Consider the following 26,502-nt stretch of genomic DNA (forward strand, 5'->3'; position numbering starts at 1 on the left):
TGCCATATGGTGGAGATTGGATATTATATTTCTTTTATTCTTTCATTCTTCCATTTTTTATTTCTTCATTCTCTCATTGGCATATTGGCACATTGACACATTGGCAAATTATTCATTATTTTTACAATTCCGTTTGTCAGTCGGGTTAATTGTTCCGGTGTGATGATGAATGGCGGCATCAGGTATACCAGCTTACCGAAAGGCCGAACCCAGATACCTTCTTCTATGAACCGTTGTTGCATATAGGCCATGTCTACCGGTTGTCGGGTTTCGATCACTCCGATGGCTCCCAATATCCGTACATCGGCTACGGAAGAGAGTGCACGTACCGGGGCCAGTTCCCGTTTCAATTGCTCCTCAATGCATTGTACCTTCTTTTGCCATCCGGATTCTAATAATAGCTTTACCGATGCGCAAGCTACCGCACATGCCAACGGATTTCCCATGAAAGTGGGGCCGTGCATAAAAGCTCCGGGGGCATGATTGGAGATTTTGTCCGCTACTTCATTGGTGGTCAGCACGGCGGATAGAGTCATATAACCTCCCGTCAACGCTTTACCGATACACATGATATCCGGTTCTACTCCTGCGTGTTCCCATGCGAAGAGCTTCCCTGTACGGCCGAATCCGGTGGCTATCTCGTCGAAGATGATTAGTATTCCGTGCTCGCGACACAGCTTTTCGGCTTCCCGGAGATATTGGGGATGGTAAAACCACATACCGCCTGCCCCTTGTACGATGGGTTCGAGGATTAGTGCCGCCAGTTCGCAGGCATGTTCTTCTATCACTTTTTTCAAGGGCAGGATATCTTCGGGGTTCCACTCTCCGTCGAAACGCGATTTTGGTTGTGGTACGAAATAGCGGATAGGCAGGGCAGAGCCGAACAGAGAATGCATACCGGTCACCGGATCGCAGACGGACATGGCATTCCATGTATCTCCATGATATCCGTTGCGGATGGTGACGAAATTGCTCTTTTCCGCTTTCCCGGCAGCATACCAATATTGCCCGGCCATTTTCAAGGCCACTTCTACTGCCACCGAGCCGGAGTCTGCATAGAATATCTTCTGCATGGAAGGAGGAACCAGCGGCAACAGCAGCTTGCCCAGTTCGATAGCGGGATCATGGGTGAGCCCGCCAAACATCACATGCGACATCTTCGCCAGCTGTTCCTGTGCCGCATTGTTCAGCACCGGATGGTTGTATCCGTGCACGGCACACCACCACGAAGACATCCCTTCGACGAGTACGGTTCCGTCGCTCAAGGTAATTGTTGCCCCATCCGCCCGTGCCACTTTGTATACCGGCAGTGGGTGAGTGGTCGAGGTGTATGGATGCCATAGGTGTTCACGGTCGAATGGTGAAGACGGAAGTTCATATCCGGCTTCCCGGATCATTTGTTTGTCTTCCGACACCTTCGAACCGAGGGTAGTCAGCAGATCTCCCACGATCGCCGAATTGATGCCGATGTGCAGCGCGCGTTTCATCGTTTCCGGTGAGAGCTGCGAACGCCCTCCTGCAAAGCGGAGATAGGCTGTCGGATTAATAAAGCGGAAAAGTGCGATAGCGGTTAAGACTTCTTCTTCGCTTAAGGAAGGCGTATGTTCGAGGGGAGTTCCCGGAATGGGGCTGAGCAGATTGATCGGGATGGACTGTACTTCGAGTTCTTTGAGAGTAAAGGCGAATTCGATGCGTTGCTCCATCGTTTCTCCCATGCCGATGATACCTCCGCAACAGATGTCCATGCCTACTTGCCGTGCGGCGCGCAGGGTAGTGAGTTTCTGCTCTTGCGTATGGGTAGAGCAAAGCCGGGGAAAATAGGAAGGAGCTGTTTCCAGGTTGCAATGATAGCGGGTGACACCGGCGTCATACAAAGCACGAAGTTCATTTTCTTCCAGCAGGCCTAATGAAGCGCACAACCGGATAGAGGAATGCCGTCGCATGTGGCGGACGGAGTCGCAAAGCAGAGTAAGTTGTTTCGGAGAGGGTTTTCGTCCGCTGGTGACGAGGGAGAATCGGGCTATGCCTTGTGCTTCATTGTATTGTGCTTGTCGGAGGCATTCATCTTTACTGACGAGGTCGTATACCTCCGCTTGGGTTTGGTAGTGGGAAGATTGCGTACACCATTTACAGTTTTCCGGGCAGCGTCCGGACTTGGCATTGATGATGGAACACATGTCGAATTCGTGCTGTGCACGGGCCACGGTAATCTCATGGGCAGCTGCATAGAGCGCCTCTTTATCGGCTGTATTAGCCAGCCAGGCTGCTTGCTCGGGCGTTATATCGATACCGCCCAGCACCTGGTCTTTCATTTCTTCAATAGTCATAAATAAATTGAATGGGATTGTTTGAGCCGCTTTCTGTTTGGAGAGTGAACGTTCCGTCACGTTGAGATGCAGTTGCCCGATAGTGACCTGGCGCCCCAGGCTGGCAAAGGCAGCATACCCTTTCCGGCTCCAACAGCGGAAGCGGACAACAGGTTTATGGGTATGGCGGAGGGTTTTCATTCTCTTTCTTTATTTTTTCAGAATGCAGCAAATGTTTTTTTTGAACGCGGCAAATGTACAAAGAATCTTTTGAATCTATGTAGAGCCTGCTTAAATAATGCTGAGGAAAATTTGAACAGGCCCTACGCTTTCTTTTTTTCTTTCTTTCATCTGCATCCTGATATTGAACAGAAAAGTGTATCTTTGCGTTTAAGTATTTTCATTATTAAAACAACGGCCTTATGATTGATTTGAATCGTAAACTTCCTATAGGAATACAGACTTTTGAGGATATTCGTAAAGAAGGATATCTTTATGTGGACAAGACTGAATTAGTTTGGAGGATGGCTAATACGGGAAAACCTTATTTTTTAAGCCGTCCCCGCCGTTTTGGTAAAAGTTTGTTGTTGTCTACTTTCGAAGCTTACTTTGAAGGGAGAAAAGAACTTTTTGAGGGTTTGGCCATAGAGAAACTGGAAAAGGAATGGAATACTTATCCGGTGCTGCATCTTGATTTGAATGCCGAAAAGTATGATTCTCCGAAAGGACTACATGCTATTCTTAGCAATCACCTTACTCAGTGGGAGGCTAAATATGGAAAAGGAGACGATGAATTAACTTTGTCCAATCGTTTTATGGGAGTTATTCGTCGTGCTGCAGAATCAACTGGCAAGAATGTTGTTGTCTTGATCGATGAATACGACAAGCCGTTACTTCAAGCTATGCGGAATGAGCCGTTACTTTCTGAATTCCGGGATACTCTAAAAGCCTTTTACGGTGTACTGAAGAGTGCCGACCGTTACTTGCGTTTTGCTTTTCTGACGGGGGTAACAAAGTTTGCACAAGTCAGTGTATTTAGTGACTTGAACCAGTTGCAGGATATAAGTTTATGGTATGACTATGCCACTGTTTGCGGTATAACGAAAGAGGAGCTGACGGCTGTTTTTCGTCCGGAACTGGAGGTTCTCGGTAAGGTCAGCGAGTTGTCTTATGAAGAAACGGTGGATGAGATGACGCGTTTGTATGACGGTTACCTTTTCCATCCGGCCGGTGAGGGAGTCTTCAATCCGTTCAGTGTGCTCAATGCGTTGAAAGCAAAGGAATTCAATGATTATTGGTTTCAGACCGGGACACCTACTTTTCTTGTAGAGTTGCTCAAGCAAAGTGATTACGATCTTCGGGTTCTGATTGACGGCGTGGAAGCTTCTTCTGCTGCTTTTTCCGAATATCGTGCTGATGCGGAAAATCCTATTCCGTTGATTTATCAAAGTGGTTATCTGACGATAAAAGAGTATGATAAACGTTTTAAGGTATATCGTTTGGGATTTCCGAATGATGAGGTGAAGTATGGCTTTATGAACTTTATTCTGCCCTTTTATACTCCTATACCGGATGGGGAGCGTCGTTTCTATATAGGTAAGTTTATTCAAGAATTAGAAAGTGGTGATGTTCCTGCCTTTCTTACCCGTTTAAAGGCTTTTTTTGCTGATTTCTCTTATGAACTGAACGAAGAAAAGGAACGTTATTATCAGGTCATTTTCTATTTGGTATTTAAATTAATGGGGCAGTTTACCGAAGCGGAAGTACGTAGTGCTTGCGGCCGTGCGGATGCTGTCGTAAAAACTCCTAAATATATTTATGTATTCGAGTTCAAGCTGAACGGTACTGCAGAACAGGCTTTGCAGCAGATAGATGATAAGGGATACTTGATTCCTTATCTGTCTGATGGGCGTGAGGTTGTAAAAGTGGGAGTAGAGTTCAGTGCCGCCACCCGGAATATCAGCCGGTGGCTGGTGGAATAAAGTGTTATTTTTCTTCTTGTATTTCTTTTTTAGATAGAAGTTGAATCCGATTATTTAGACCTCAATTACAGATTTTATGATACTGATACAAGGAGATTATATGTAATCTGTAACTGGGGTTATACAATCCGTAATTAAGGTTGTCGGAGTGACAGGATTATCTTGTACTTTTGTAATTGATATGCAACCGAGGTACTTTTGAGGATTAAATAGCAATAATTATGGATAAGATATTCAACTTGGGCAGTGTAGACCAATACCACAAATTGTACGGTTTTGAAACTTTGAATCCGTTGGTCAGTGCAATCGATTTGAATGAAGCCACCCGGCAGGATACCACAGGAACACATTCAGGAGAAAGTGATCGGAATGGCAAAGGAACGTATGGGCGGTACAGAGGATACCGTCAGCCAGATTGCCTATTCGCCGGAATTCCAATACCCGCAGCACTTTTGTCGTCTGTTCAAAAAGAGGGTGGGGTACACTCCTAATGAATACCGTGTACCGAATAATCAGTGAGAAGAATATGGAGAAGAAAAATACATTGGACTTTAATACCGTGCATGAATGTAACCGTTGTTTGGACTGCAAGACATTGCATCCTCAGGTGAGCCTTATTAATCTGGAGAATCCGTGTCTGGAGCAGAATACTGTTAAGTTCGAGTTCTACGCTATCTTGCTGATAGAAGACTGTCCGGATGAATGTTCATGTTGCGGCCGGAAATATTATGATTATTCCAATGCGACAATGGTATTTCTTAAACCGGGTGAAGTTTTCCGTATGAACGAGGAAAAAACCTTACCCGGTAAAGGCTTTCTGCTGGTATTTCACCCGGACTTGTTGTTTCAGACCACATTGAGGAACCATATTAATAATTACACATTTTTCTACTATCATAAAGAAGAAGCACTGCATCTGTCGCAGCGTGAAACGGAGAAAGTTACTTGTTGTCTTTGGAATATAGAGGAAGAACTGCATCATTCGATTGATACGCATAGCAGGACTATCCTTTCACGGCATATTGAATTATTGCTGGATTACTGCACTCGTTACTATGAACGTCAGTTTATCACCCGTGAAAACAAGAATAAGGCTATTCTGAAAAAAATGGAGCAGCTACTTGAGGATTATATAGGTTCTGGAAAATTGCAAAACGGGAAACTTCCTGCACCCGATTATTTTGCGGAAAGACTCAACCTCTCTTCTGCTTACTTTACGGACCTGTTAAAATTTGAAACGGGTAAGACTTTGGAACAGTATTTCCAATTCAAACGACTGGAGGTTGCCAAACGAATGTTGATGGAATCCGGTACAACGTCCACCGTTGTTGCCCGGCAATTAGGTTATCCGAATGTACAATATTTCAGTTTTGTCTTCAAGAAAATAACGGGTGTTTCACCAAGCGATTACCGATATTCACAAAGCTAAAATCAACAATGGAAGAATTTTAGGATTGATATGCGCAAGCCTGAAAAGATCAATTCCGGTGAAGGAGTTCGTTGTGTACAACTCTACTTTTAGATTAATCATATTATGATAAGGTATTTTGCTTTTCATAAATGACAATATTGTACTTATGAAGGTGGTCTATTTGTTTTGAAATGCCAAAACCTGCATGGTAATTGATTTTAGACGTTATAGTGTACTCTTCTAAGTTTTTAAAAGTAATTGATTAATTTCCAAATAAGTGTTTGCTGTTCTTTTGTAAATGGCAATTTTTAATAGAAAATAGGTGAATATCCTCTAATATGTATTTTTTTGTTATACATTCCTTCTCGGGATATACCTTTGTATACTATAGAAATAAGGGTTGTCTTATTTAAGTTATAAGAAATAATAAATCTAATTATTACATTTCAACTCAGGTTGCTTATAATGGTGGTATATTGTATTGAATCCAGTTTTTTTATAAATAGTAAAATCATTTTTACAAATGTAGTAAACTATACCTTTCTGTGCATCATCAATCACCATCGGAGGTATATAGATTATTCTCGGATCGCCGTCAGGTATATTTAGAGGTATATTATACTCACGATTTCTCCAATCTAAATCTATCGCATCATATCGAGACAAAACATCAATAATTTCTTGGGTAATCTCTTGCTTGGGATCATTCCAATAAAACAGTTTTCCTTCTCGGATTATGTATTTATTGGGGAAAAGATCGTTTTTAGCTCCAATTGTATCTCGAATGTGCGGATAGATTTTATTTACTGCTCCACCAATGCCAATAACATAGATATCTTCGTTTTCAATGATATCTATAGCGAATATACTGTCAGCTTTGAATAAATTAGAAGTATTGATGAAGTCAATAATACAATTATTGATTGCGACATAGATATCTCCATTGGCAGATAACGATTTTTTCCATACAGCACAGCCCGAAACTGCAAGCATAGTGATTAATAAAATATAATATCTTATTTTCATAATCAATAAAGTATTGGAGGATATCCTTTTGTCAGTATTATGAAAGTATGAAAACCTTGCGGAACATGATTTTGTTTATGCTCCATATCTCCGCCCGGAGTAGTTAATCCGGAAGGTCGTAATCTATCTGCAAGAGGTGCTGTGGATGGATGAGTATGCCATGAAGTATGTGGAGCTATATTACCATACAAATCCGGTCTGACACTATATATACTCGGGGTTGAATGAGATTTGTTATATCTATTGTTTTCGTATTTCCCCATATGGATATAGCTTACATCGTTTTGCTCTGGATCTGAAAAATAAAAACCTGGAACTTCTCTTCCGATCATTTCGGAAAAATCGATGGCGAAATTTTGGAATCCTTCAACAGTTGGTTGCTCTTGACCTCCTACTTCCCAAACATTAGCATTAGTCTTAAAATTCATACCATCACTTAAGATGCCTTTTTCTATATTATCAATTCGGGTTCGAGCTTCTCCATTTTTATTTGTTTTAAGCACATAAGTATCTGTCTTTTTATCATATTTAAAACGACCAATCTGGTCAAAGTCGTCATCGGTTTGTAGAAATAAATGCATTTCTCCTGTTTTATCATCAAAACGATACACATCCATACCATTTGGATCAATATATCTTATAGGATTATTCATACAATACGCATAAGGACTGATATGATAATATTTTTCAGTAAGTGGATCTATCGATGTAAACTTCTTATCATTTGGATTAAGAGTAATTGATTTGAGAACACTGTCACTTTCGTTTAATAAATTCAAAGATAAGGTGTTTTTATCAAATTCTATGCTACGTATTTCGCTATTGAGGTTTGTGTTTGCCACTTTAAAATGCATTTTAGGCATTTCAATGATTGGCTTTACACTTTGTTCCGGTGCAAAGTTGTCATAAGGAGTTTGTGCTAAAGCGTTCAACGCAAAAAAGGTTGTCATACTCAAAAATAAGACTTGTCTTTTCATAATGTACATGGATTTATGTTATTTTTTTGTATTCAGTTTTGTTTGCTTTACTTTTATATCATTGACCATTCTCTCATAATCTTCTGATTTTAACGTAGAATAGTCAATTTTTGTAAGATATTTGAATGTGGAATCCATTACTTCAAACTCTTTCATAAGTTCTGGGAACTTGGCGATATCTCTATATCCGTTCAAACCCATATCGATTATTTTACTGTCTAATCGGAATTTTAAATCGTTTCCTTTGCTAATTTGTAATTGGCTATTGGGATAGTACCGTAGACCAATGTCGTAACACCTCTTGATAAAGTCATCTGAATATCTTCCTGTTTTATGCTCATAATAATTTAATAAGTCACATATACAAAATGCAACAGATTCAATTTCTGATAATGGTTTCATAAATAAGCCACTTTCTATAGCAACTTCAGAAACATTGAAGGTTTCCATGATAAAGCTTGATCGGGAAAATGTTCCTGTTGTCATTTCCAGATTCCACCAATTTCCCTTCTCATCTTTGTGTTTTACATAGCAGTGCATGGGGACAACCGCTATAAACGCCTCCACATGAACTTCATTGGCTAAAATCTTATAAAGAAATGGTAATGACCTACAATTACCTCTTTTTCTTTTCAAAAGACGTGAAACCAATGAACTTTCTATATTTGAATTACTCATAAAATTTTCAAAGTCATACTGATACGGTTTGAAATCATTTTCAGGAATACTATCAGACATATATGTAAAGACAGCCCAATTTCCGGCAGTTTTATACTGCCTTAAATTACGATTATCTATCATTTTATCAAGTATAGGTTTTATTCTCAATATTTCATTGTTATAATCCTCCCAACTCATTTGGCCTTCATAATAGGCATTTTCTACAAGAAAAACCGCCTTTTTAAAACTTAGAGGTTTTTCCCCTTTCAACATCTGGCTTATTTCATTTATGGCGATGTCGAAGTTCTTTTGGATATTAGTTGGTACGGGATGGGATAAAGCATTCTTGTTGGTATTAAAATCTGTCCATTTTTGGCCAGAATTGAATGTTTGTGCATTCATTTGTAAAAAGATTGCAAAGGATAATATGTAGATTAATCTTTTCATTTTTACAAAGATTATATGGGTGTAGTCAATATTATCAGTTAATTAACTCTGTAAATTACGTTGTTCAATAGATATTTTACGTTACCAACAAAAATACAAAAATATTTGAGATAAAATTGCTGTTATATAATAAATTTTTAAATGCTTTCCATTTATTTCTTCGTAGGGTTTGATCCCTAATACAGAAATAAATCCTTGCATAAAGAAGATGTTGCGGCATGATACTTTTACTGATACCATTGATAATACATTTTCTTTTTTCTAATACTCTGATTTTTGTTAGATTTATTCTGGTCAGATTGTTCCTAACCTTTGGGGAGTAGAGTTCAGTGCCGCTACCCGGAATATCAGCCGGGGCTGGTGGAATAAGGCATTATTTCTTCTTCTTGTATTGCTTTTTTAGATAGAAGTTGAATCCGGCATATACCTGTAATGTGCCGAAACCATTGTTCATCGAGAAATTATCCCGGTAATAGTCATATGATCTGCCGACGAAAGAAGTGCCGGCAAAGTATTTACTGTTGTTATAAACCACTCCTGCACGCAGGATAAAATCAATGTTGAAGTTTTTGTACCAATCATTGGTTTGTGATTCTATCTTTTCGATGCGTGATGTCTTGTAGGCTACGGCGGGAGTGAGCGAAAGGCAGGCCAGCCAATTACGGGCAAATACCCAGTTGTAGGCATATCCAAACGTGAGGCTGATGTTGGTATATTTGATGTGTTCTACTTTCATATCCTCGTTCATACTTCCTTGGATAGCCTGCGGCAATCGGGTATAGTCGAAGTTCAGATCATGCGTGGAGATAGAGAAACCGGCGATCATTGAACCGGCACTTCGTCTTTGGTTGGTACTTTGGCTGAAAGCCGCCGGATAAGAGAAGCGGCGGTAGTTGAATACATAGAAGAGATTTAACCCTTTCATGTCTACTTTCAGACCGTCAAAGCTTTCGGAATAGTCACTGGCAATATCATCGAAGCCGGTCACTTTATGTATTTTATAATCGTTACCCGTGCGACGGTAGAAGATATCCACTCCTAACTTGGCGCTGTAAAGGCTCAAATCGAATTCCGTACCTTTTCTTTTTCCTTTTTGCTTGCCGTAAAGTCCGTCCGTGTCGATAGACCATCCTAAGAAGATCCATCGCCAACCGAAGTAAGGGCCGATCTTGTTGCGCGGATTGGGAGAGAACCGCAATCGTTGTGATTCGGGAGTATTACTGCCTATGGCGTAATATTCGTAATTCGTGAAATGATCCAGCATTAAAGCATAGTTATATCGGTTGGGCCCGATATAAGTCGTATCGATATCATTGGGATTAAACAGATAATTGAAAGCCCTTACGAATCCATTGGGACGCTTTTTCGTTTGCAAGCTATCTGCTACTGCAACTGTTTTTTCAATTTCTCCGTTTTGGGCAAACGAAGAAAGCGGAAATGATAAACAAATGAATAATAATAATGTGCCAATTAATAATGTGTCAATGTGCCAATATGCCAATGTGCCAATGGGCTGCGCTGTCCGGTGGGGGAGCACATTGACATCTTTTCTCATTTTCTTATTTTCTATATCGACACTCTTTCCCATTATTCTGATTCTTTACATTCCCCAATTTTTTCATTCTTCCATTGGCACATTGGCACATTGGCAAATTATTAACGCGAATGTAGCGTTTCCTCTCCGTTTATGCTAATATTCCTCTAAAATTTGTTTTCTTTCTAAAACAAACTTCCGTAATTTTCTGTTTAATAACACATACAATTCAATCCTAAACCACAAAAAAATTATGAGAATCAATCTACGTTTAGTATTAACGTTTCTTGCTATTGTTGTGTCTGCTACTTTGTGGGCGGCCGTGCAGCAAGAAATACGAATTTCGGGTACGGTGATATCCGATGGAGAGCCGTTGCCCGGAGTCTCTGTACAAATAAAAGGCGAGACTACCGGAACAATCACCGATATGGATGGAAAATATTCCATTTCCGCCCCTTCGGATGCCATACTCGTTTACCGCTTTGTCGGATTAAAAACGGTGGAACAATCGGTCAACGGGCGGAACATGATAAATGTCACTTTAGAGTCTGACAGTAAAGAACTGGATGAAGTCATGGTAGTGGCCTATGCCACCGCTAAGAAATATAGTTTTACCGGAGCTGCTTCTACCGTAAAGGGAGACGAGATAGCGAAGTTGCAGGTAGCCAGCGTTTCCCGTGCCCTTGAGGGTACGGTTTCGGGCGTACAGGCCAGCGCAGCCAGTGGCCAGCCCGGTACGGATGCGGAAATCCGTATCCGGGGTATCGGTTCTATCAATGCTTCCAGTGCACCGCTTTATGTGGTGGACGGTGTCCCTTTCGATGGTTCTGTCAACTCCATCAATCCCGATGACATTGCTTCGATGACTGTATTGAAAGATGCCGCTTCGGCCGCCCTTTACGGTTCACGTGGTGCCAACGGTGTGATTATCATCACCACCAAGCAGGGGCAGACGGACTCTAAAACGACCGTCAACGTGAAAGCCTCGTTCGGAGGGTCCAACCGGGCTGTACGCGATTATGACCGTATCGGTACCAATGACTATTTTCAGCTCTATTGGGAAGCGTTACGCAACCAATACGCCAAGGATACGGAAAACTATACGCCTGCCACCGCTGCCGCACAGGCTTCTAAAGATCTGGTGACAAAGCTGATGGGTGCCGGCCCTAACCCTTATGGCACTAACTATCCGCAACCGGTGGGCACGGACGGCAAGCTCGTGGACGGTGCCCGGCCCCTTTGGGATTTTGACTGGAGTGATGCCATGGAGCAACAGGCTTTGCGTACCGAACTCAATCTGAATGTATCCGGTGGCGGGCAGAAGAACCAGTATTTCTTTTCCGCCGGCTATCTGAATGACAAGGGTGTTGCCCTCGAATCGGGTTACCAGCGTTTTAATCTCCGTTCCAATATCACCAGTGAGATGACTTCTTGGCTGAAAGGGGGAGTGAATATGAGCTTTGCGCATTCCATGCAGAACTATCCGGTTTCTTCGGATACGAAAACCAGCAATGTGATCAATGCCGGCCGCACCATGCCGGGGTTTTATCCCATTTATGAAGTAAATGCCGACGGCTCTTTAAAGACTGATGCGAACGGGGAACTTATTCCCGATTTCGGGTCGTACCGGCCTTCCGGATCGACGTCGAACTGGAACTTGCCGGCTACGCTTCCTCTCGATAAGTCGGAACGTATGAAGGATGAATTTTCCGGACGTACTTTCCTGGAAGTGACCTTCATTCCCGGATTGAAATTCAAGACGAGTTTCAATTTCGACCTGATCAACTATAACTCACTCGACTTCACTAACTCCCTTATCGGACCTTCCGTGACCACCGGAGGTGGATCGAGCCGTGTGAACACCCGTACTTTTTCATGGACGTGGAATAATATCGTCACTTACGATAAAACCATCGGCGAGCATCATTTCAATATCCTTGCCGGGCAGGAAGCCTATTCGTACCGTTATGACGAACTCTCTGCATCGCGTACCAAGATGGCTTTGCCCGATATGCCCGAACTGGTGGTAGGCTCGCAGCTTACGGGCGGTTCCGGCTATCGCATCGACTATGCTTTGGCGGGATATTTCACCCAGTTGCTTTATGATTATCAGAGCAAGTATTTCTTTTCCGCTTCTTATCGTCGTGACGGTTCTTCCCGTTTTGCACCGGAGACGCGTTGGGGTAATTTCTGGTCATTGGGCGCTTCCTGGCGCATCGACCGGGAGAATTTTATGATCTCCACGTCCGACTGGCTTTCTGCTTTGACTCTGAAAGCCAGCTACGGCGCACAGGGAAACGATAACTTAGGTACCTATTATGCCAGTAAGGGACTTTATGCCATTGTCTCCAATTTGGGAGAGAATGCGCTGGTTTCCGATCGTATTGCCACTCCGAAATTGAAGTGGGAAACCAATCTGAATTTTAATGTCGGCATCGATTTCTCCTTGTGGAACAACCGTGTATCCGGTTCGTTCGATTTCTTCCAGCGTCGTTCGAAAGACCTGCTCTATTCGCGTCCTGTGGCTCCGTCATTGGGGTATAAGTCGGTGGATGAAAACGTGGGTGCTTTGAAGAATACGGGTATCGAGCTTTCTCTGAACGGGACGCTGATCAATACTCAGGATTTTATCTGGAAATTGGGTCTCAATCTGACACATTATAAGAATGAGGTTACCGAGTTGCCTTTGAAAGACATGCCGCCTTCCGGAGTCAATAAGTTGGCGGTGGGACGTTCCGTTTATGACTTTTACACCAAAGAGTGGGCGGGGGTGGATCCCGAAAACGGCAATCCGTTGTGGTACATGGATATTCTCGACAAGGATGATAACGTTGTAGGGCGCGGGACTACCAGTGTCTACAAGGATGCTACCGATTATTTTGTCAATAAGTCCTCTTTGCCCAAAGTTTATGGCGGTTTCAATACCTCCTTCTCTTACAAGGGGGTGGAGCTGTCGGCTATATTTGCTTATAGTGTAGGCGGGTATATCATGAACCGGGACATAACGATGATTCTGCACAACGGCAGTTCTGCCGGCCGCGCGTGGTCGAAGGAGATATTGAACCGTTGGACTCCGGAGAACCGTTATACGGATGTGCCGGCATTGGCTACCACTACCAATAACTGGACGTCCTATTCCACTCGTTTTTTGCAGAATAACTCGTATATGCGGCTAAAGAACCTGACTTTGTCTTACACGCTTCCGAAGCAGCTTGTCAGCAAGGCGGCATTGAGTAACGTACAGGTTTTTGTGCAGAGTGATAACTTGTTTACCATTCACCGCAATCAAGGTCTCGACCCTGAACAGGGGATTACCGGATTGACTTATTACAGGTATCCCGCCATGAGATCTTTTACCGGGGGGATTAATGTGACGTTTTGATTTATGATTCACAGTTTAAAAATTCACGATTATGAAATATATATTTTCTTTTATGGCTTCTCTGCTTCTATTGGCGGGATGTAGCGGTGATTTTCTCGATAAAGAGCCGACAGATTCCGTAAGTTCCGATGAAGTCGGTGTGCCCGGCAATGCCGAACGGTTGTTTAACGGTGCCTGGTACAATCTTTTCGAATATGTTTATACGCTTGCCAATAGCGGTTACCGTGGGCTTCAATGCCAGGACGACATGATGGCGGATGATGTTGTTTCCCGTCCGGCTTATGGCTTTAACTCGTCTTATCAGTTCAACGACATCGCCATACCCAACAATACCCGTACCTCTTTTGCCTGGTATCTGATGTATAAGACGATTGATAACTGCAACACCGCCCTTGCCATACAGGGCGATACGGAAGCGCTCCGTCAGGCACAGGGGCAGGCATTGGCGCTTCGGGCTTTCTGCTATCTGCATCTGGCACAGCATTACCAGTTTACCTATTTGAAAGACCCTGCGGCTCCCTGTGTCCCTATCTATACCGAGCCTACTACGGATGATACCGCTCCCAAAGGGAAATCGACCGTGGCACAGGTCTACCAGCGTGTGTTTGATGATCTGGCTCTCGCTAAGGATTACCTGAAGAACTATACACGTAAAGGTGACGGGCAGAAATTCAAGCCGGATGTAAATGTCGTCAATGGGCTTTTGGCCCGTGCCTATCTGCTCACCGGGCAGTGGGAGGAAGCTGCAAAGGCTGCCGCCGCCGCCCGTCAGGGCTATTCGCTGATGACCACTGCCGCCGAGTATGAAGGGTTCAATAACATTTCTAATAAAGAGTGGATCTGGGGGCATCCGCAGACGCTTGCCCAATCCAGTGCTTCTTATAATTTCTATTTTCTGGATGCCACCTATGTGGGGGCTTACAGCAGTTTCATGGCCGATCCCCATTTCCGGGATACATTTTCGGACGGGGATATCCGCCTGGAGCTTTTTCAATGGATGCGTGAGGGATATTTGGGATATAAGAAATTCCACATGCGTGCCGATGATACGGCCGATATTGTATTGATGCGTGCTTCCGAAATGCTATTGGTAGAGGCGGAAGCATTGGCTCGCGACGGTTTCCCGGAAAAGGCGGTAGTGCCTTTGAATGAATTGCGTCATGCCCGTGGCCTGGGTGATTATGATTTAACCGGCAAGTCGCAGCAGGATGTTATCGACGAGATCTTGATGGAACGCCGCCGGGAATTGTGGGGTGAAGGATTCGGGATCACCGATATCTTGCGTACGCAGCAATCCGTAAAGCGTACCGTGCTTTCTGCCGAGGAGCAGAAACAGGAAGTGGATGCCTGGCAGGAAGGCGGAGGGTTCGCTAAAAGGAATCCGTTGGGACATTGGTTTGTTACTTTCTCCGAGGGAGAGGTATTTGTCCCGAACAGTACCAATTATCTGTATGCCATCCCGAAAGAGGAGATGGATGCGAATCCGAATTTATGATAAGAGTTGTTTCGTTGACACATTGTCAACTTTGACTTTTTGCTAAAGCTGATCTTGTAGAATTGCTTTGTTAAGGGATGGATAGGAATGGCTGCCGGAAATCTTCTTTATTGGAAGTGTTGTTGGAGTGAATAGTTTGTATTAGAGGCAATTGTGTGATAAATAGGCCGTATATGTTTCTTTTATTGTGCATTTTGTCTTTATAATCTGTATTTACTGCGATTTTAGATAATTGAGCATGATCGGGATTCGGGCATCAACCAGCGTGAAAAAGTGCCTTTTGAAGAGGAAATAATTTATCTCGTAGAGTCTCTTGTCGTTTCTCGTAGAGTTTCGGACTGTTCCTCGTAGAGAAACCGAACTTATCATGCCGGGATAATGGAGTTGACATACCGGGATAAATCACATATTTATCCGGATAAGGTAAGAATATACAGAAAAAGCTGCATGATATTTGTTTTATTATGCAGCTTTTTCTCTGGTTGCGACTTTGCTTAGAAAGTGCTTGTTATAAAAATCATCAATAAGAGAACAAAAAGATGTTTATAAGGCGGTTTTGATGATATTTGGCTAATACCGTTCTCCATTCTTGATGGCAAATTTTACTTGTTGGAGAACATCCAAGTCCATTTATGCCAGATGCTTTCCAAAGGTCCTTGCTTGTGTCCGGATAGCCACCATTTACAGAACCGTACTTGCAGGAGGAACAATACAAAACCGATCAATACACTGACTGTATATCCGCAATAAGGGGCTAAGTAAAGTCCGAAGGGGAAATAAATAATAGCTCCTGCTATGGATTGGGTGATATAGTTCGTCAAACTCATCTTGCCATAAAAACGTAGGCTGGCTACTGCATTTTTGAATTTCTCTTTCTGATAGAGAATAACGAAAGAGGCTACCAGTACAATGGTGAATGCAAACTTCTGCCACATGTCGAAAGCAGTGCCTACGGTTTGCTTAACTAAGTCGCTGTCGCTCTGCATAATCAGCTCTTTGAGTGAATAGAGTGGTGCAAAACTGATAGCTGCAAGGATCAACGCCTTTATCCAGAATTTGAGATGCAGTTCCGAAGTGACGAACAGTTCCTTTCTTCCTATATACAGTCCCATGAGGAAAAGCCCGGCTGTCTGCAGGAAGCGTCCTGCACCGATTGCCCAAAACAGGCTCGCCTTTTGTCCTAATGTGATATTTCCTATTAGGAAATCCCAGAAGTTTCCGGCTTTTGTATAATCCGCTACTTCCTGATACATGGCTCCTACGCCTAAGTCGGGTAATGCATGCGAAGGATCGAAAAGAAACATGAAGTAATGATACCACTCTATGGGTTGCAACAAGAGGAAAATAGCTGTGATCAGGATCGCTTTATCACTCCATTTGCGTACTAAAAACAAGATAATTCCCACGATAGAGAAAAGCAACAGAACATCTCCGGCAGGGAAAAAGGCTGCATTCAGCGTGGCAAAGGCCACCAATAAAACTAATCTCCAGAGAAAGCGATAACCAAAATCTTTTCCTTTCTTTTGCTGATTATGACATTGGATATAGAATGTGAATCCGAAGAGCAGAGCAAATATTGCATAAGATTTTCCGGCAAAGAGCGAAAAGATAACGTTGAAGGTTCCGTTATCGAGTATGTTCAGCCATTCGGGCGAATCTGTCGGATAGACAGGAAAGATGAAATGCTCTACGCTGTGTACAAGGAGAATAGCCATTACAGCAAAGCCTCTTAAGGCATCTACCACTTCGATACGTGGTGTTTTGTTTACGGTTGGTTGCATGTGGTTAGTGTTTTATCGTTTTTTTTGTTTAATTTATTTTGCCTGTAAAGATAGAACAAAAAAGGGGAAAAAGTGGGATATATAGATAAAGTAATTGTTTTTTTCTTATGAAATATAACCGGAATTTTAATAAAAAGAGGAGTTGATGAAACCTTTTGGCATACCTTATTCATTTCTTTGCACAAAATAACGGCAGCCTGTGATATGCGGAGATTTTTTGTTTTATAAATCCAACTGTTTTTTGTAGCTTTGTAAGCAGATAAATCTTGTGTAGGAGAAAAACAGAACTGATTTATAAAAGACATATTGCATAACTTGCAGACGATTATTTGATTTGGTTAAATCTGGTAAATTTAAAATGAGATCAAAAATAATTAGTCTAAGCATGTTTGTACCCTTCATAAAGGGCACAGGCTGCTTTTACTTATTTTGATCTCGGGCTTACCAGAGCCTAACCAAAGAAATAAGAAAAGGAGTGTTGTGTCCTTTTCTTATTTGATAACAAGCAGTATTTTGATAAAAAACAATATAATGGGGGAGGCCGAAAAACCGATAGAGTAGGTAACTTAAAAAAATAATAGTATGAGTAGTCATTTATGGAAAGTCACTGCCAAGAAAGCGGTGGGAAAAGTTGCTAAAGGGATGGAAGCGGAAGTAGTGAAAAGCGGAACTACTGCCAAACCGGTTATTAAAGAGATAGAAGAAGCGTTTAAGCGCAAGTATGGAATTTCTTTGATTTCGGGATGTAGCTTGGCAAACTTCGATATGGTGGAAGTAAAATAATAGATATTATGAGTTTATTTACAGAAGAAGATAAGATTTTCGAAGCGTGGAAAAAGGTATTGGAGAACTCGCATTTAGTAACAGACGGCATTGTCGATGAGAAAAAATGGTTAGAGTCTTCACCAAAAATATTGTTTGTATTGAAAGAAGCCAATCATAAAGGTAAACCACATTCTGCTTCTCTTTCAAGAGAATGGTTGTATGATGGAGCCGGAAGCAATACTTGGGGGAACATTGCGCTGTGGACACATGCTATCCGGCATTATAAAGAGAATCTTCAATGGTCGGATGAAATCAATCTACGTTCATTGGAAAAGGCGAGACGCAAGCATCATTTACAAACGGTCGCGGCGATGAATCTGAAGAAGACTCCCGGAGGTGCAAATACCAATAAAGCCGAACTTCGTGAATTCGTGAAAAAACACAAGGGCTTGCTGCGCAGTCAGGTTGATCTTTATTGGTTTCAAACCGATATTATTGTTTGTTGTGGGGTAGAAGTTGGTAGCTTGTTCCGGAGCCTTATAAAAGACATTTCGTTGCAAAAGCATGTATTTGAAACTGCTGATAAGGAGATGGCAAAGAAAATTCTTTATTATCAGACCGGTGATGGAAAGCTGATTATTGATTTTTATCATCCGCAGGCTCATATAAGTAAGGGGTTTATGTATAATTCTATTCGCGACCTTGTGTCGTTCTTCTCAAATCTTAGTTGAATAGGATTGGATATGAGTGCTGATGAGGTAACATTAACTAAAATTTCTGAGCTTCTGTATGAAACGCGTGCCAAAGACTTCATCGAGCATAGCTATCCGGCAACAATGCCAATACAATGATATTCTTTACTCAAAAAGGTAAATGTTACTGGTTAAAAGTATATGAAATTCCTGAAGGAACGAAGAACTCAAAAGAATGTGTCATTCAGAATCTGCTGAATATCGATTCTGACGATGCATAAGCCATGCAAAGAGAAATAAGAGTTTCGTTTTCATATCTGTTATTTTTAAGTTATTCCTTTGATGCAAAGGTAAAAGCAAGAGGGTGTCGAAACTTTCATAAATTAAAAATCACCCTCGCCACAGGCTGAACTGCACCCCAAAAGTTGGACATAAAACTTTAGGAGTGTAGTTCAGGCAGTTGTAGCGAGGGTGATTTCAATAAAAGGGGAGTTTTGACACATCCCCCAATTTGTTTTATCAGGAAGTTCACTTCCTTTTTTTGATTATTCAACCGGACTGAATGTGACTTGATTCACTTATCTGTTCCTTCACTCCATTGTTTACCGAAACTCGTCTGTTCTGTTTCCACGCATCCACGATGTCCGTGCACCTTACATTCATCCAACGCTGATTGTAACTGCTGGAATTCATCATCGGAAAGCGTGACGTTCCAAGCCCCCAGATTCTCCAGAATCCTTTCCTGATTCTTGGAGCCGGGAATAGGTACGACATTGGGATATTTATGGAGCATCCACGCGAGCGATATCTGGGCGTTGGTAGCCTTCTTCTCCACGGCGAACCGATGCAGCAAATCAAGTATGGGCTGGTTGGCCTCGATATTCTCTTTCGATAATTGGGGGACGAATTTCCGCACGTCATCGAAGCCGAACTGCTCCTGTGCCGTAACCTTGCCCGACAGGAACCCGCTTGCAATCGGCGAGAACGGTACGACTCCGATTCCTTCCTCAAGACACACCGGGAAAATCTCCGTTTCGCAATCGCGTTCCACCATCGAATAGATGTTCTGGACGGCAGACAAGGGAGTAACCTCATGCGCCGTCCGTATTTGGTCGGCCGATACTTGCGACAATCCCCAACCACGTATCAATCCCTCCTGAATAAGCCGCCCCATGACGGTTGCCACATCCTCAAGCCGGACCGTCTCATTGATGCGATGCAGGTAATACAGGTCGATATAATCCGTGCGAAGTCTGCTCATGGAATCTTCAAGATGCCGACGCACTTCCCGGTAGAGATTCGTCCCGTCCGGCTTCGGGAGTTCACCAATATGAAATTTGGTGGCGAGCACCACTTCCTTACGGAACGGCTCGACAGCTTTACCCACCAACTCCTCGTTATGTCCGGCATAGAATTGTTCTTTGCCATAGGCTTCCGCCGTATCAAAATGCGTGCAGCCGTAGTCATATGCCTTGCGGATTGCTTCTATGGCATACGCTTCGGGCGGCACTTGTCCGTAACCGTGGCTGAATCCCATACATCCCATTCCTATCGGAGATACTTCCAATTGTCCTAATTTTCTTTTATCCATATTGTTATTTTTTTTAGAGTAAGATTGTTGTTGAATTATTTTAACTCGGTTCATACCGTACATAGTGGATATTACCGTCGCTTTAATACGTGGATCAACCTCATTCGGCAAGCGTCTGGGCATAACGGCTTGACACTTGTTCTTTCACCACACCGTAAGGGTCACTGGCGGCAATGGCTGCCAGATGTCCTTGCGTATTTTTCGGCTTGTAAAGGTCTGCGGCAAGCGTAATGCCGTAGCGGTTGTGGAACGTGATTCTCGTATGTTCCACCTTATCGCTCTACGGAAAGGTCTTATCTCATTCCTGCGTCAATTCCAATGGTTTCATACCGGTTGAATTTATATATTTTGTTGTTGTCGTTTTTTGTGCCTTACTGGCGACATATACGGATTTATGACCTATCGGAGTTCCCTCCATGGGGGTACTTTCCTCTTTGACGGCGGAACATTCGAGTGCGGTAGTTATCCGTCCTGACAGTTTCGAGCAAGGGCCCAGTTTTTTTTAAGGCTATGTAATACTCATCTGTACTCAGTTGCCCGACCATCGGGCAGTTGATGCGGCCATCGACCGAAGTCATCATGTGACTGATTATGTATGGTCTCATATTTTTGATTTTTATTTATAATGCAAAAGTAAGGCAGCTTCTCCGCTCTGCCGGTAGACAAATTACGGATTATACTACCTTATTTACTGATTCCTTATCGGCCTACCTGACGTTGCTGTTCGGCATTGTACCGGTCTCCCACAACGGGCATAGCAGCCACGGTATCCTCCAGTTCTTTCCACTCCTCGGAGCTGATGTTGAAGTCGAGTGTGCGCAGGTTCTCCTCCAGGTGAGACAGTTTTGTTGTTCCCGGAATCGGTACGATCCATGGTGCTTTCTGAAGTAGCCAGCCAAGAGCCACCTGCGCCGAGGTCATGCCCCGTGTGCGACCAAAAGTTTGCAGTGCATTTACAATGCGGGTATTTGCACGCATTGCTTCCGGCTGGAAACGCGGCAGGGTCTGACGGTTGTCGTTGTTTACATCGAAGACCGTGTATTCGTTGATGCAGCCTCCCAGAAAACCCCGGTTGATCGGGCTGTACGGGACGAAGCCGATACCCAACTCCCGGCATACATCGAGAACTCCGTTCTCTTCTACCAGGCGGTGCATCAGATGGTACTCGCTTTGGATAGCCGTCAGCGGACAAATGGCGTGGGCCTTACGGATTGTTTCGGCACTGACCTCGCACATACCCCAGCGTTGCACTTTACCTTCCTTGATCAAGTCGGCAATGGTAGCCGCTACCTCCTCGGCCGGAGTATTCGGGTCGGCACGGTGCTGGTAGAACATCGGCAGTGAATCGAGTCTTAATCGGTGAAGCGACTCCTCGCAATAGCGTCGGATGGTTGCCGGACGGCTGTCTTGACGACCGGTTCCTTTGCCGTCGATCACTTCATGTCCGAATTTGGTCGTCACGTTGATCCGCCCTTTGAACTCGGACAGCGCTTCTCCTGCCAGATTCTCATTGGTCAACGGTCCATAAATGATAGCTGTGTCGAAGAGCGTTACACCACGCTCTACCGCCTCATGCAGCAGACGGATACACTGTTTTTTGTCGGGATGTTGGCTGCGGTTGTAGGTCATTCCCATCACGCCGAAACCGAGTGCCGACACCTCGAAGGCCGCTTTGCCCGTACCCAATACACGATGTCCCTTGATGCGGACAGCATCGGTATCGACATCTGATATGTCTGCTTGCCCCGTTTCCGAAGCGAATACTTCGCTCAATCCCGAAGGCATGGCCATTGCGGCTCCTGCCAATGCAGCCTTCTTGAGAAATCCACGACGGCTGATATCCATTTTATTGTTTTCTTCCATGATTCTATGTTTTTATGAATTATAACTTAATGAATGGAAAATGCCCCGTCCACTAAAAGGGCGTGTCCGTCTACGAAACTTGCCTGCGGTGAGCAAAGCCACAATACGGCGTCGGCTATCTCTTCCGGCTTACCGAGACGTCCGGCAGGAATATCGCGGACCAGTTCCTTTTCCAGATCAGGGTTACGCCGTATCAGTTCTTCGGCCATAGGTGTTCGGATCACACCCGGACAGACGGCATTGATACGAATCCCTTTTGCCGAGTAGTCGATGGCAGCCGTACGGGTCAGACCGATCACCGCATGCTTGCAAGCGATATAGGCCGCTTGTCCGGGGAAGCCCGTAACACCGCCTTGAGACGAGGTATTGACAATAGCGCCACCGCCTTGTTTCAGCATCTGGATGATTTCGTAACGCATACAGTTCCAGACACCTTTCAGATCGACAGCTACCGTGCGGTCGAACTCCTCGTCGGTAATCTCGGCCATCGGTCGTTGCGGTGTCTGTATCCCGGCATTGTTCAATGCAGCGTCCAGTCTGCCGTAAGTCGCAACGATCCAGTCGATCATCTCCTTTACAGCCCGTGTGTCGGACACGTCGCAGCGATATGCCACGGCTTTATACCCTTCTGAAACCAACTTCTCGACTTGTTCTTTCGGTTCATTGATGTTCACCAATACTACGGTTGCACCCGCTTTTGCAAATGCTTCTGCCGAGGCCTGCCCGATACCTGCCGCTGCCCCCGTTACCATTGTCACTTTTTCATTCATTGTTTCCATGATTCTTTTGCTTTAATGTTCTGATGCAAAGTTACGAAGAGAGCCCCGCAACAACTTTGCTGCGAGGCTCAAATCCTTTTGTTATGAAGTTCACTTTGTTAAAGTAATGTTTTACAAAGATGTTTCAAGTATTTCGTAAATGTCCTTTTCCGTAAGCGGAGCAAAAATGGAAGGATTATCGAGTCCTTCATTCGTCGCGATGTGTGCGGCAATCTCTTTCAGACGGCTTTCGTCGATGCCCACTTCACGCAGAGTCATCGGCATGCGCATCGTGTTCCTGAAGAAATCGTAAGTCTTGTCAATCGCCTGTTCCGCAATCTCGTAAGGCGGCAGTTCGGCAGAAATGCCATAAATGTCCACACCGAACTTCACAAAACGTTCCAGCGTGCGGTCGTTCAGGATGTGTCGCATCCATCTCGGTGTGATGATGGCAAGCCCTTCACCGTGCGTGATGTCGTAGTAGGCCGATAACGCATGCTCGATGCCGTGCATGGGCCATCCCGACATGCCTGCCCCCAGATTGAGCAACCCGTTGCAACCGAAAGTGCAGGCAAGCATGATTTCGGCGCGGGCTTCGTAGTCATCGGGATGATCCAAAGCGACGGGACCGAACTTCATCAGGGTTTTGATCAGCGTTTCGCAGAAACCGTCGGCAACCGAGTTAGACGGATTGACAAAGAACTGTTCCATCGCGTGGTTGATGGCATCGGCCACACCGGCCGCAGTATGTTTGGCATTGACCGTTTCGGTATAGGCAGGGTCAAGCAGAGAGCAGACAGGATAAAGAAGCGGGTCCACATATCCGATCTTGTCGTTGGTCTCTGTCCGGGAAATAACACCGCCGCAATCATATTCACTGCCAGTAGCGGCAAGCGTCATGACATCGACAATGGGAAGAGCATCCTCTGCTTTTACCTTATACGAAATTAAGTCCCAAGGGTCACCATCATATCGGGCGGCTGCGGCAATCGCCTTACAGCAGTCGAGGACTGAACCTCCACCTACGGATAAGATAACATCAATCTGTTTCTCCTTGCATATTCTCTGTCCGTCGAGTACGCTCGGATTGTATTTGGGGTTGGGTTCGATACCACCCAATTCGTGGATTTCAAAATCCTTGAGCAGTTCCTTCACCTTGTCGTAAAGCCCAAGGCGTTTGATGCTTCCCCCGCCGTATGCAAGAAGGACTTTATTTCCGATGGGGCGCATCACTTCGGGCAGTCTGTCGATAATACCTTTCCCGAAAATCAAACGGGTCGGGGTATGATATTCGAAATTTTCCATATCTGTCGTTTTTAGAGTTTTTCAATAATCTGCTTCGACCATCCGGCGACGTTTGCCGTACCGCCGTTGAACAGTCGGCCTTCTTTCCATTCAATTTTGGGATAGAGTTTCTTGAGTTGTTTCACGCTACCCGTGATTGAACTGCCACCCGATGTGGCAAAAGGAATAACGGTTTTACCCGCGAAATCATATTTCTCAAGAAAGGTATTGACCGGACGTGGACACAAGTCCCACCATATCGGATAACCGAGGAACACCACGTCGTAATCTTTCAGGTCAATCGTTTCTCCGCCCAGCGCAGGACGTGATTTTTCGTCTGCCATCTCCACCGAACTGCGGCTCGCCTTGTCGTTCCAGTCGAGGTCTGCCGAAGTGTAGGCCGTAGCCGGAGTAATCCGGTAAAGTTTACCGCCTGTCTCTTTTGCGATAGCGGTTGCCACTTTCTCTGTGGTCCCCGTGCAGGAGAAATAGGCTACAAGGATTCTCTTGTCGGATTGCCTGTCGGTATCCGCTGTCTGTTTTTGTGCTTTCGACGAGCAACTGAATGTAAGTAGGCTCATAAGTATCAATACTATCTGTTTCATGTCATTTTAATTTAGAATATACTTCATCACCGACAGGTTCCAGCCACTCGGTACTGTTGTTCTCACCGGGTACTTCGATGGCTAAATGCGAGAACCAGCTGTCGGGAGCCGCCCCGTGCCAATGTTTCACGCCTGCCGGAATATTGATGGCATCCCCGGGACGCAGTTCCACCGGCTCTTTGCCCCATTCCTGATAGTAGCCGCGACCGCCCACGCATACGAGTGTCTGACCGCCGCCTTTTGTTGCCTTGTGCACATGCCAGTTGTTGCGGCAGCCCGGTTCGAAGGTCACATTTACCACGGGGACTCCGTCCGTTACTACGGGAGCCGTGTAACTTTGACCGATGAAATACTTGGCGTAGGCATCGTTGGGGTTCCCCACGGGGAAAATGATGGTTTGCGCGTACGCTTCGAGCGAACCTGCCGCTACGCTGTCGGCATTGCCATCGGTCCAAACTTCTTTTGCCATACGGAAAGCCGCCCACGCTTTCGGCCAGCCCGCGTAGAATGCGGCATGGGTGAGTATTTCGGCTATCTCGGTTCGGGTCACTCCGTTCTTCTTCGCCGATTCGAGATGGTACTTGAACGAGGAATCGGTCAGTCCCTGTGACATCAGGGCCACCACGGTTACTATGGAACGGTCGCGGAGCGAAAGCAGATCGTTCCGGCTCCACACTTCCCCGAAAAGAATATCATCGTTCAAACGTGCAAATTCGGGGGCAAATTCTCCGAGCGCATCGCGTCCGGCAGTTTGTTGGATTTTTACTTGTGATTTTGCCATGATCGGAAAAATTAAAATCAATAATAAAGCTAATGATGCTACTTTTGTTTTCATACGATATGATTTTTAGTTCGACATTTCCAAGACAACCGACAGGTCTTTCCTGTTTCCGATACAAAAGTACGGGCATTATTCCACAACAGCTTTGCTGCAAGGCTCAAACTGTTTTGTTCTGAAGTTCATCTTACCATGAAGGAGCGACACCATAAGCCTCCTTGTATATCTTGGAGAAATGCGACAGGTTCTTGAAACCCACATCGAAACAGGCTTCCGTCACTTTCTTCTTGCCTGATTTTATCAGGCTGTGCGCGGCTTCCAGCCGGCGTTTGATAATCCACTTTTGCGGTGTCAGGTTACTGACTTTGGCAAAGTCCCGCTTGAAGGTAGCCAGGCTGCGTCCCGTGTAACTGGCGATCTCCTCCAGAGAGAGATCACACATGTAGTTCTCGTTCAGATAGTCGAGAATGTCGATTTTCCACGGCTCCACGAAGTCGAACAGCGAGGCATAGAGATTCCGGTCGGTATTAAGCAGTACATATATCCCTTCTACCATTTTCAGCTTCAGTACGTCTTCGGACGGTTTTTCGCCTGCATCGAAATAGGGAATGACGGATTCGAACAGCGAACGGATATCAAGCCTGTTACTGGGCAACACACGCAGGCTTACCTTCTCACGTTCGGAGTCGTTCGGAATCTGTTGCCGGTTAAGCGTCTGGTAAAATTCTCTTAGAAACGGTCTTGAGAACTTCAGTACGACAGAACGGTAAGGCTTTCCGTCTTCTACCTTTTTCTGCAACCACATCCGGTTATCGCGCCGCATGAAAGCACAATCCCCCGGATGCAACACGGTTTTCTTACCACGTTCTTCTATCTCCAGCTCACCGGAGCACAAATAAATAAGCGTATGCTCCCTGTTTTCATGGGCGCATCCCCGGTCATCGGTGAAATAACTCGCTATAAGCACGTTCGAGCAATCGAATACATCTAATCGTTCCATATTGTCAGTCTTTAATTTTCGCAAATATAACGCATTCCAATCACAGAATTTTTGTTGTAAAGCTCAAATTTGTAAAACGGATAAAATAAACTGCAAACCGAGAACAGAATTGCCGAGCTGGCTCGGGCAGTTATGCCGAGGCGAAGTGATTTTAGATTGAAAATC

The 26,502-nt window shown here is 44.5% G+C and carries 20 protein-coding genes and 3 pseudogenes; 8 read left to right on the forward strand and 15 right to left on the reverse strand.

The genetic code is table 11. From position 1 onward, the window contains the following. Window positions 1-65: 65 nt before the first annotated feature. Window positions 66-2,507: an adenosylmethionine--8-amino-7-oxononanoate transaminase gene (gene bioA, locus HMPREF1532_RS13730; RefSeq protein WP_005930616.1), complete on the reverse strand. Its 2,442-nt coding sequence runs from the start codon at window positions 2,505-2,507 to the stop codon at window positions 66-68. 221 nt (window positions 2,508-2,728) lie between these two features. On the opposite strand from bioA, the gene HMPREF1532_RS13735 reads away from it, so the two are divergent. The 3 genes and pseudogenes from HMPREF1532_RS13735 (at window position 2,729) to HMPREF1532_RS13745 (ending at window position 5,717) form a co-directional block, all read left to right on the forward strand. Further along, window positions 2,729-4,288, forward strand: coding sequence for an ATP-binding protein (locus tag HMPREF1532_RS13735; protein ID WP_005930618.1), 1,560 nt, complete (start codon window positions 2,729-2,731; stop codon window positions 4,286-4,288). A 318-nt stretch (window positions 4,289-4,606) separates the two neighbouring features. Further along, a pseudogene (locus HMPREF1532_RS13740) lies at window positions 4,607-4,807 on the forward strand (helix-turn-helix domain-containing protein); the annotation flags it as partial. Between the two features lie 7 nt (window positions 4,808-4,814). Continuing rightward, window positions 4,815-5,717, forward strand: coding sequence for a helix-turn-helix domain-containing protein (locus tag HMPREF1532_RS13745; RefSeq protein ID WP_005930623.1), 903 nt, complete (start codon window positions 4,815-4,817; stop codon window positions 5,715-5,717). 414 nt (window positions 5,718-6,131) lie between these two features. Here HMPREF1532_RS13745 and HMPREF1532_RS13750 read toward each other — a convergent pair whose 3' ends face one another. From HMPREF1532_RS13750 to HMPREF1532_RS13765, 4 genes are all read right to left on the reverse strand, one after another. Continuing rightward, window positions 6,132-6,725, reverse strand: a complete 594-nt coding sequence (locus HMPREF1532_RS13750) for a hypothetical protein (RefSeq protein WP_224206243.1) — start codon at window positions 6,723-6,725, stop codon at window positions 6,132-6,134. Between the two features lie 2 nt (window positions 6,726-6,727). Next, a complete protein-coding gene (locus HMPREF1532_RS13755; protein ID WP_005930628.1) occupies window positions 6,728-7,702 on the reverse strand; it encodes an RHS repeat-associated core domain-containing protein in 975 nt (324 codons plus the stop codon). Between the two features lie 18 nt (window positions 7,703-7,720). Continuing rightward, window positions 7,721-8,809: a hypothetical protein gene (locus tag HMPREF1532_RS13760; RefSeq protein WP_005930630.1), complete on the reverse strand. Its 1,089-nt coding sequence runs from the start codon at window positions 8,807-8,809 to the stop codon at window positions 7,721-7,723. A gap of 373 nt (window positions 8,810-9,182) precedes the next feature. Next, entirely contained in the window at window positions 9,183-10,397 is a 1,215-nt protein-coding gene (locus HMPREF1532_RS13765) for a DUF4421 domain-containing protein (RefSeq protein ID WP_005930635.1), read from the reverse strand. 199 nt (window positions 10,398-10,596) lie between these two features. Between HMPREF1532_RS13765 and HMPREF1532_RS13770 the strand changes: the two genes are divergently transcribed. Then, complete coding sequence (locus HMPREF1532_RS13770; RefSeq protein WP_005930639.1) at window positions 10,597-13,725, forward strand: SusC/RagA family TonB-linked outer membrane protein; 3,129 nt, start codon at window positions 10,597-10,599, stop codon at window positions 13,723-13,725. A gap of 31 nt (window positions 13,726-13,756) precedes the next feature. Further along, window positions 13,757-15,220 (forward strand): RagB/SusD family nutrient uptake outer membrane protein, encoded by a 1,464-nt coding sequence (locus HMPREF1532_RS13775; protein ID WP_005930641.1) that lies wholly within the window; start codon window positions 13,757-13,759, stop codon window positions 15,218-15,220. A 602-nt stretch (window positions 15,221-15,822) separates the two neighbouring features. Here the strand turns inward: HMPREF1532_RS13775 and HMPREF1532_RS13780 are convergent. Then, window positions 15,823-17,001 carry a DUF418 domain-containing protein gene (locus tag HMPREF1532_RS13780; RefSeq protein WP_005930643.1) on the reverse strand — a complete coding sequence of 393 codons (1,179 nt, stop codon included), beginning with the start codon at window positions 16,999-17,001 and terminating at the stop codon, window positions 15,823-15,825. A gap of 582 nt (window positions 17,002-17,583) precedes the next feature. Between HMPREF1532_RS13780 and HMPREF1532_RS13790 the strand changes: the two genes are divergently transcribed. The 3 genes from HMPREF1532_RS13790 to HMPREF1532_RS21930 all read left to right on the forward strand — a co-directional run bounded on the left by HMPREF1532_RS13790 (window position 17,584) and on the right by HMPREF1532_RS21930 (window position 18,739). Beyond that, window positions 17,584-17,784 carry a hypothetical protein gene (locus HMPREF1532_RS13790; protein WP_005930644.1) on the forward strand — a complete coding sequence of 67 codons (201 nt, stop codon included), beginning with the start codon at window positions 17,584-17,586 and terminating at the stop codon, window positions 17,782-17,784. Window positions 17,785-17,792: 8 nt separating this feature from the next. After that, window positions 17,793-18,497 carry a hypothetical protein gene (locus tag HMPREF1532_RS13795; RefSeq protein WP_005930646.1) on the forward strand — a complete coding sequence of 235 codons (705 nt, stop codon included), beginning with the start codon at window positions 17,793-17,795 and terminating at the stop codon, window positions 18,495-18,497. Window positions 18,498-18,613: 116 nt separating this feature from the next. After that, a complete protein-coding gene (locus HMPREF1532_RS21930; RefSeq protein WP_262359875.1) occupies window positions 18,614-18,739 on the forward strand; it encodes a hypothetical protein in 126 nt (41 codons plus the stop codon). Window positions 18,740-19,032: 293 nt separating this feature from the next. On the opposite strand, the gene HMPREF1532_RS13800 is transcribed toward HMPREF1532_RS21930, so the two are convergent. The 9 genes and pseudogenes from HMPREF1532_RS13800 to HMPREF1532_RS13830 all read right to left on the reverse strand — a co-directional run bounded on the left by HMPREF1532_RS13800 (window position 19,033) and on the right by HMPREF1532_RS13830 (window position 26,337). Beyond that, complete coding sequence (locus HMPREF1532_RS13800) at window positions 19,033-20,049, reverse strand: aldo/keto reductase (protein ID WP_005930648.1); 1,017 nt, start codon at window positions 20,047-20,049, stop codon at window positions 19,033-19,035. A 103-nt stretch (window positions 20,050-20,152) separates the two neighbouring features. After that, window positions 20,153-20,377 (reverse strand): annotated as a pseudogene (locus tag HMPREF1532_RS21635) (alpha/beta hydrolase); the annotation flags it as partial. Window positions 20,378-20,404: 27 nt separating this feature from the next. Next, window positions 20,405-20,654, reverse strand: a pseudogene (locus HMPREF1532_RS21835) (5-amino-6-(5-phosphoribosylamino)uracil reductase); the annotation flags it as partial. A 94-nt stretch (window positions 20,655-20,748) separates the two neighbouring features. Beyond that, window positions 20,749-21,912, reverse strand: coding sequence for an aldo/keto reductase (locus tag HMPREF1532_RS13805; RefSeq protein WP_005930653.1), 1,164 nt, complete (start codon window positions 21,910-21,912; stop codon window positions 20,749-20,751). A gap of 26 nt (window positions 21,913-21,938) precedes the next feature. Then, the gene (locus tag HMPREF1532_RS13810; protein WP_005930655.1) at window positions 21,939-22,691 is read right to left on the reverse strand and encodes an SDR family NAD(P)-dependent oxidoreductase; all 753 of its coding nucleotides are present in this window, start codon (window positions 22,689-22,691) and stop codon (window positions 21,939-21,941) included. Between the two features lie 111 nt (window positions 22,692-22,802). Further along, window positions 22,803-23,975 carry an iron-containing alcohol dehydrogenase gene (locus HMPREF1532_RS13815; protein WP_005930657.1) on the reverse strand — a complete coding sequence of 391 codons (1,173 nt, stop codon included), beginning with the start codon at window positions 23,973-23,975 and terminating at the stop codon, window positions 22,803-22,805. A gap of 11 nt (window positions 23,976-23,986) precedes the next feature. Beyond that, window positions 23,987-24,559 (reverse strand): flavodoxin, encoded by a 573-nt coding sequence (locus tag HMPREF1532_RS13820; protein ID WP_005930659.1) that lies wholly within the window; start codon window positions 24,557-24,559, stop codon window positions 23,987-23,989. Window position 24,560: 1 nt separating this feature from the next. Next, window positions 24,561-25,394, reverse strand: coding sequence for a carboxymuconolactone decarboxylase family protein (locus HMPREF1532_RS13825; RefSeq protein ID WP_005930661.1), 834 nt, complete (start codon window positions 25,392-25,394; stop codon window positions 24,561-24,563). 130 nt (window positions 25,395-25,524) lie between these two features. Next, complete coding sequence (locus tag HMPREF1532_RS13830) at window positions 25,525-26,337, reverse strand: AraC family transcriptional regulator (RefSeq protein WP_005930662.1); 813 nt, start codon at window positions 26,335-26,337, stop codon at window positions 25,525-25,527. Window positions 26,338-26,502: the final 165 nt, after the last annotated feature.

The sequence above is a fragment of the Bacteroides salyersiae WAL 10018 = DSM 18765 = JCM 12988 genome, from assembly GCF_000381365.1.
Classification (GTDB): domain Bacteria; phylum Bacteroidota; class Bacteroidia; order Bacteroidales; family Bacteroidaceae; genus Bacteroides; species Bacteroides salyersiae.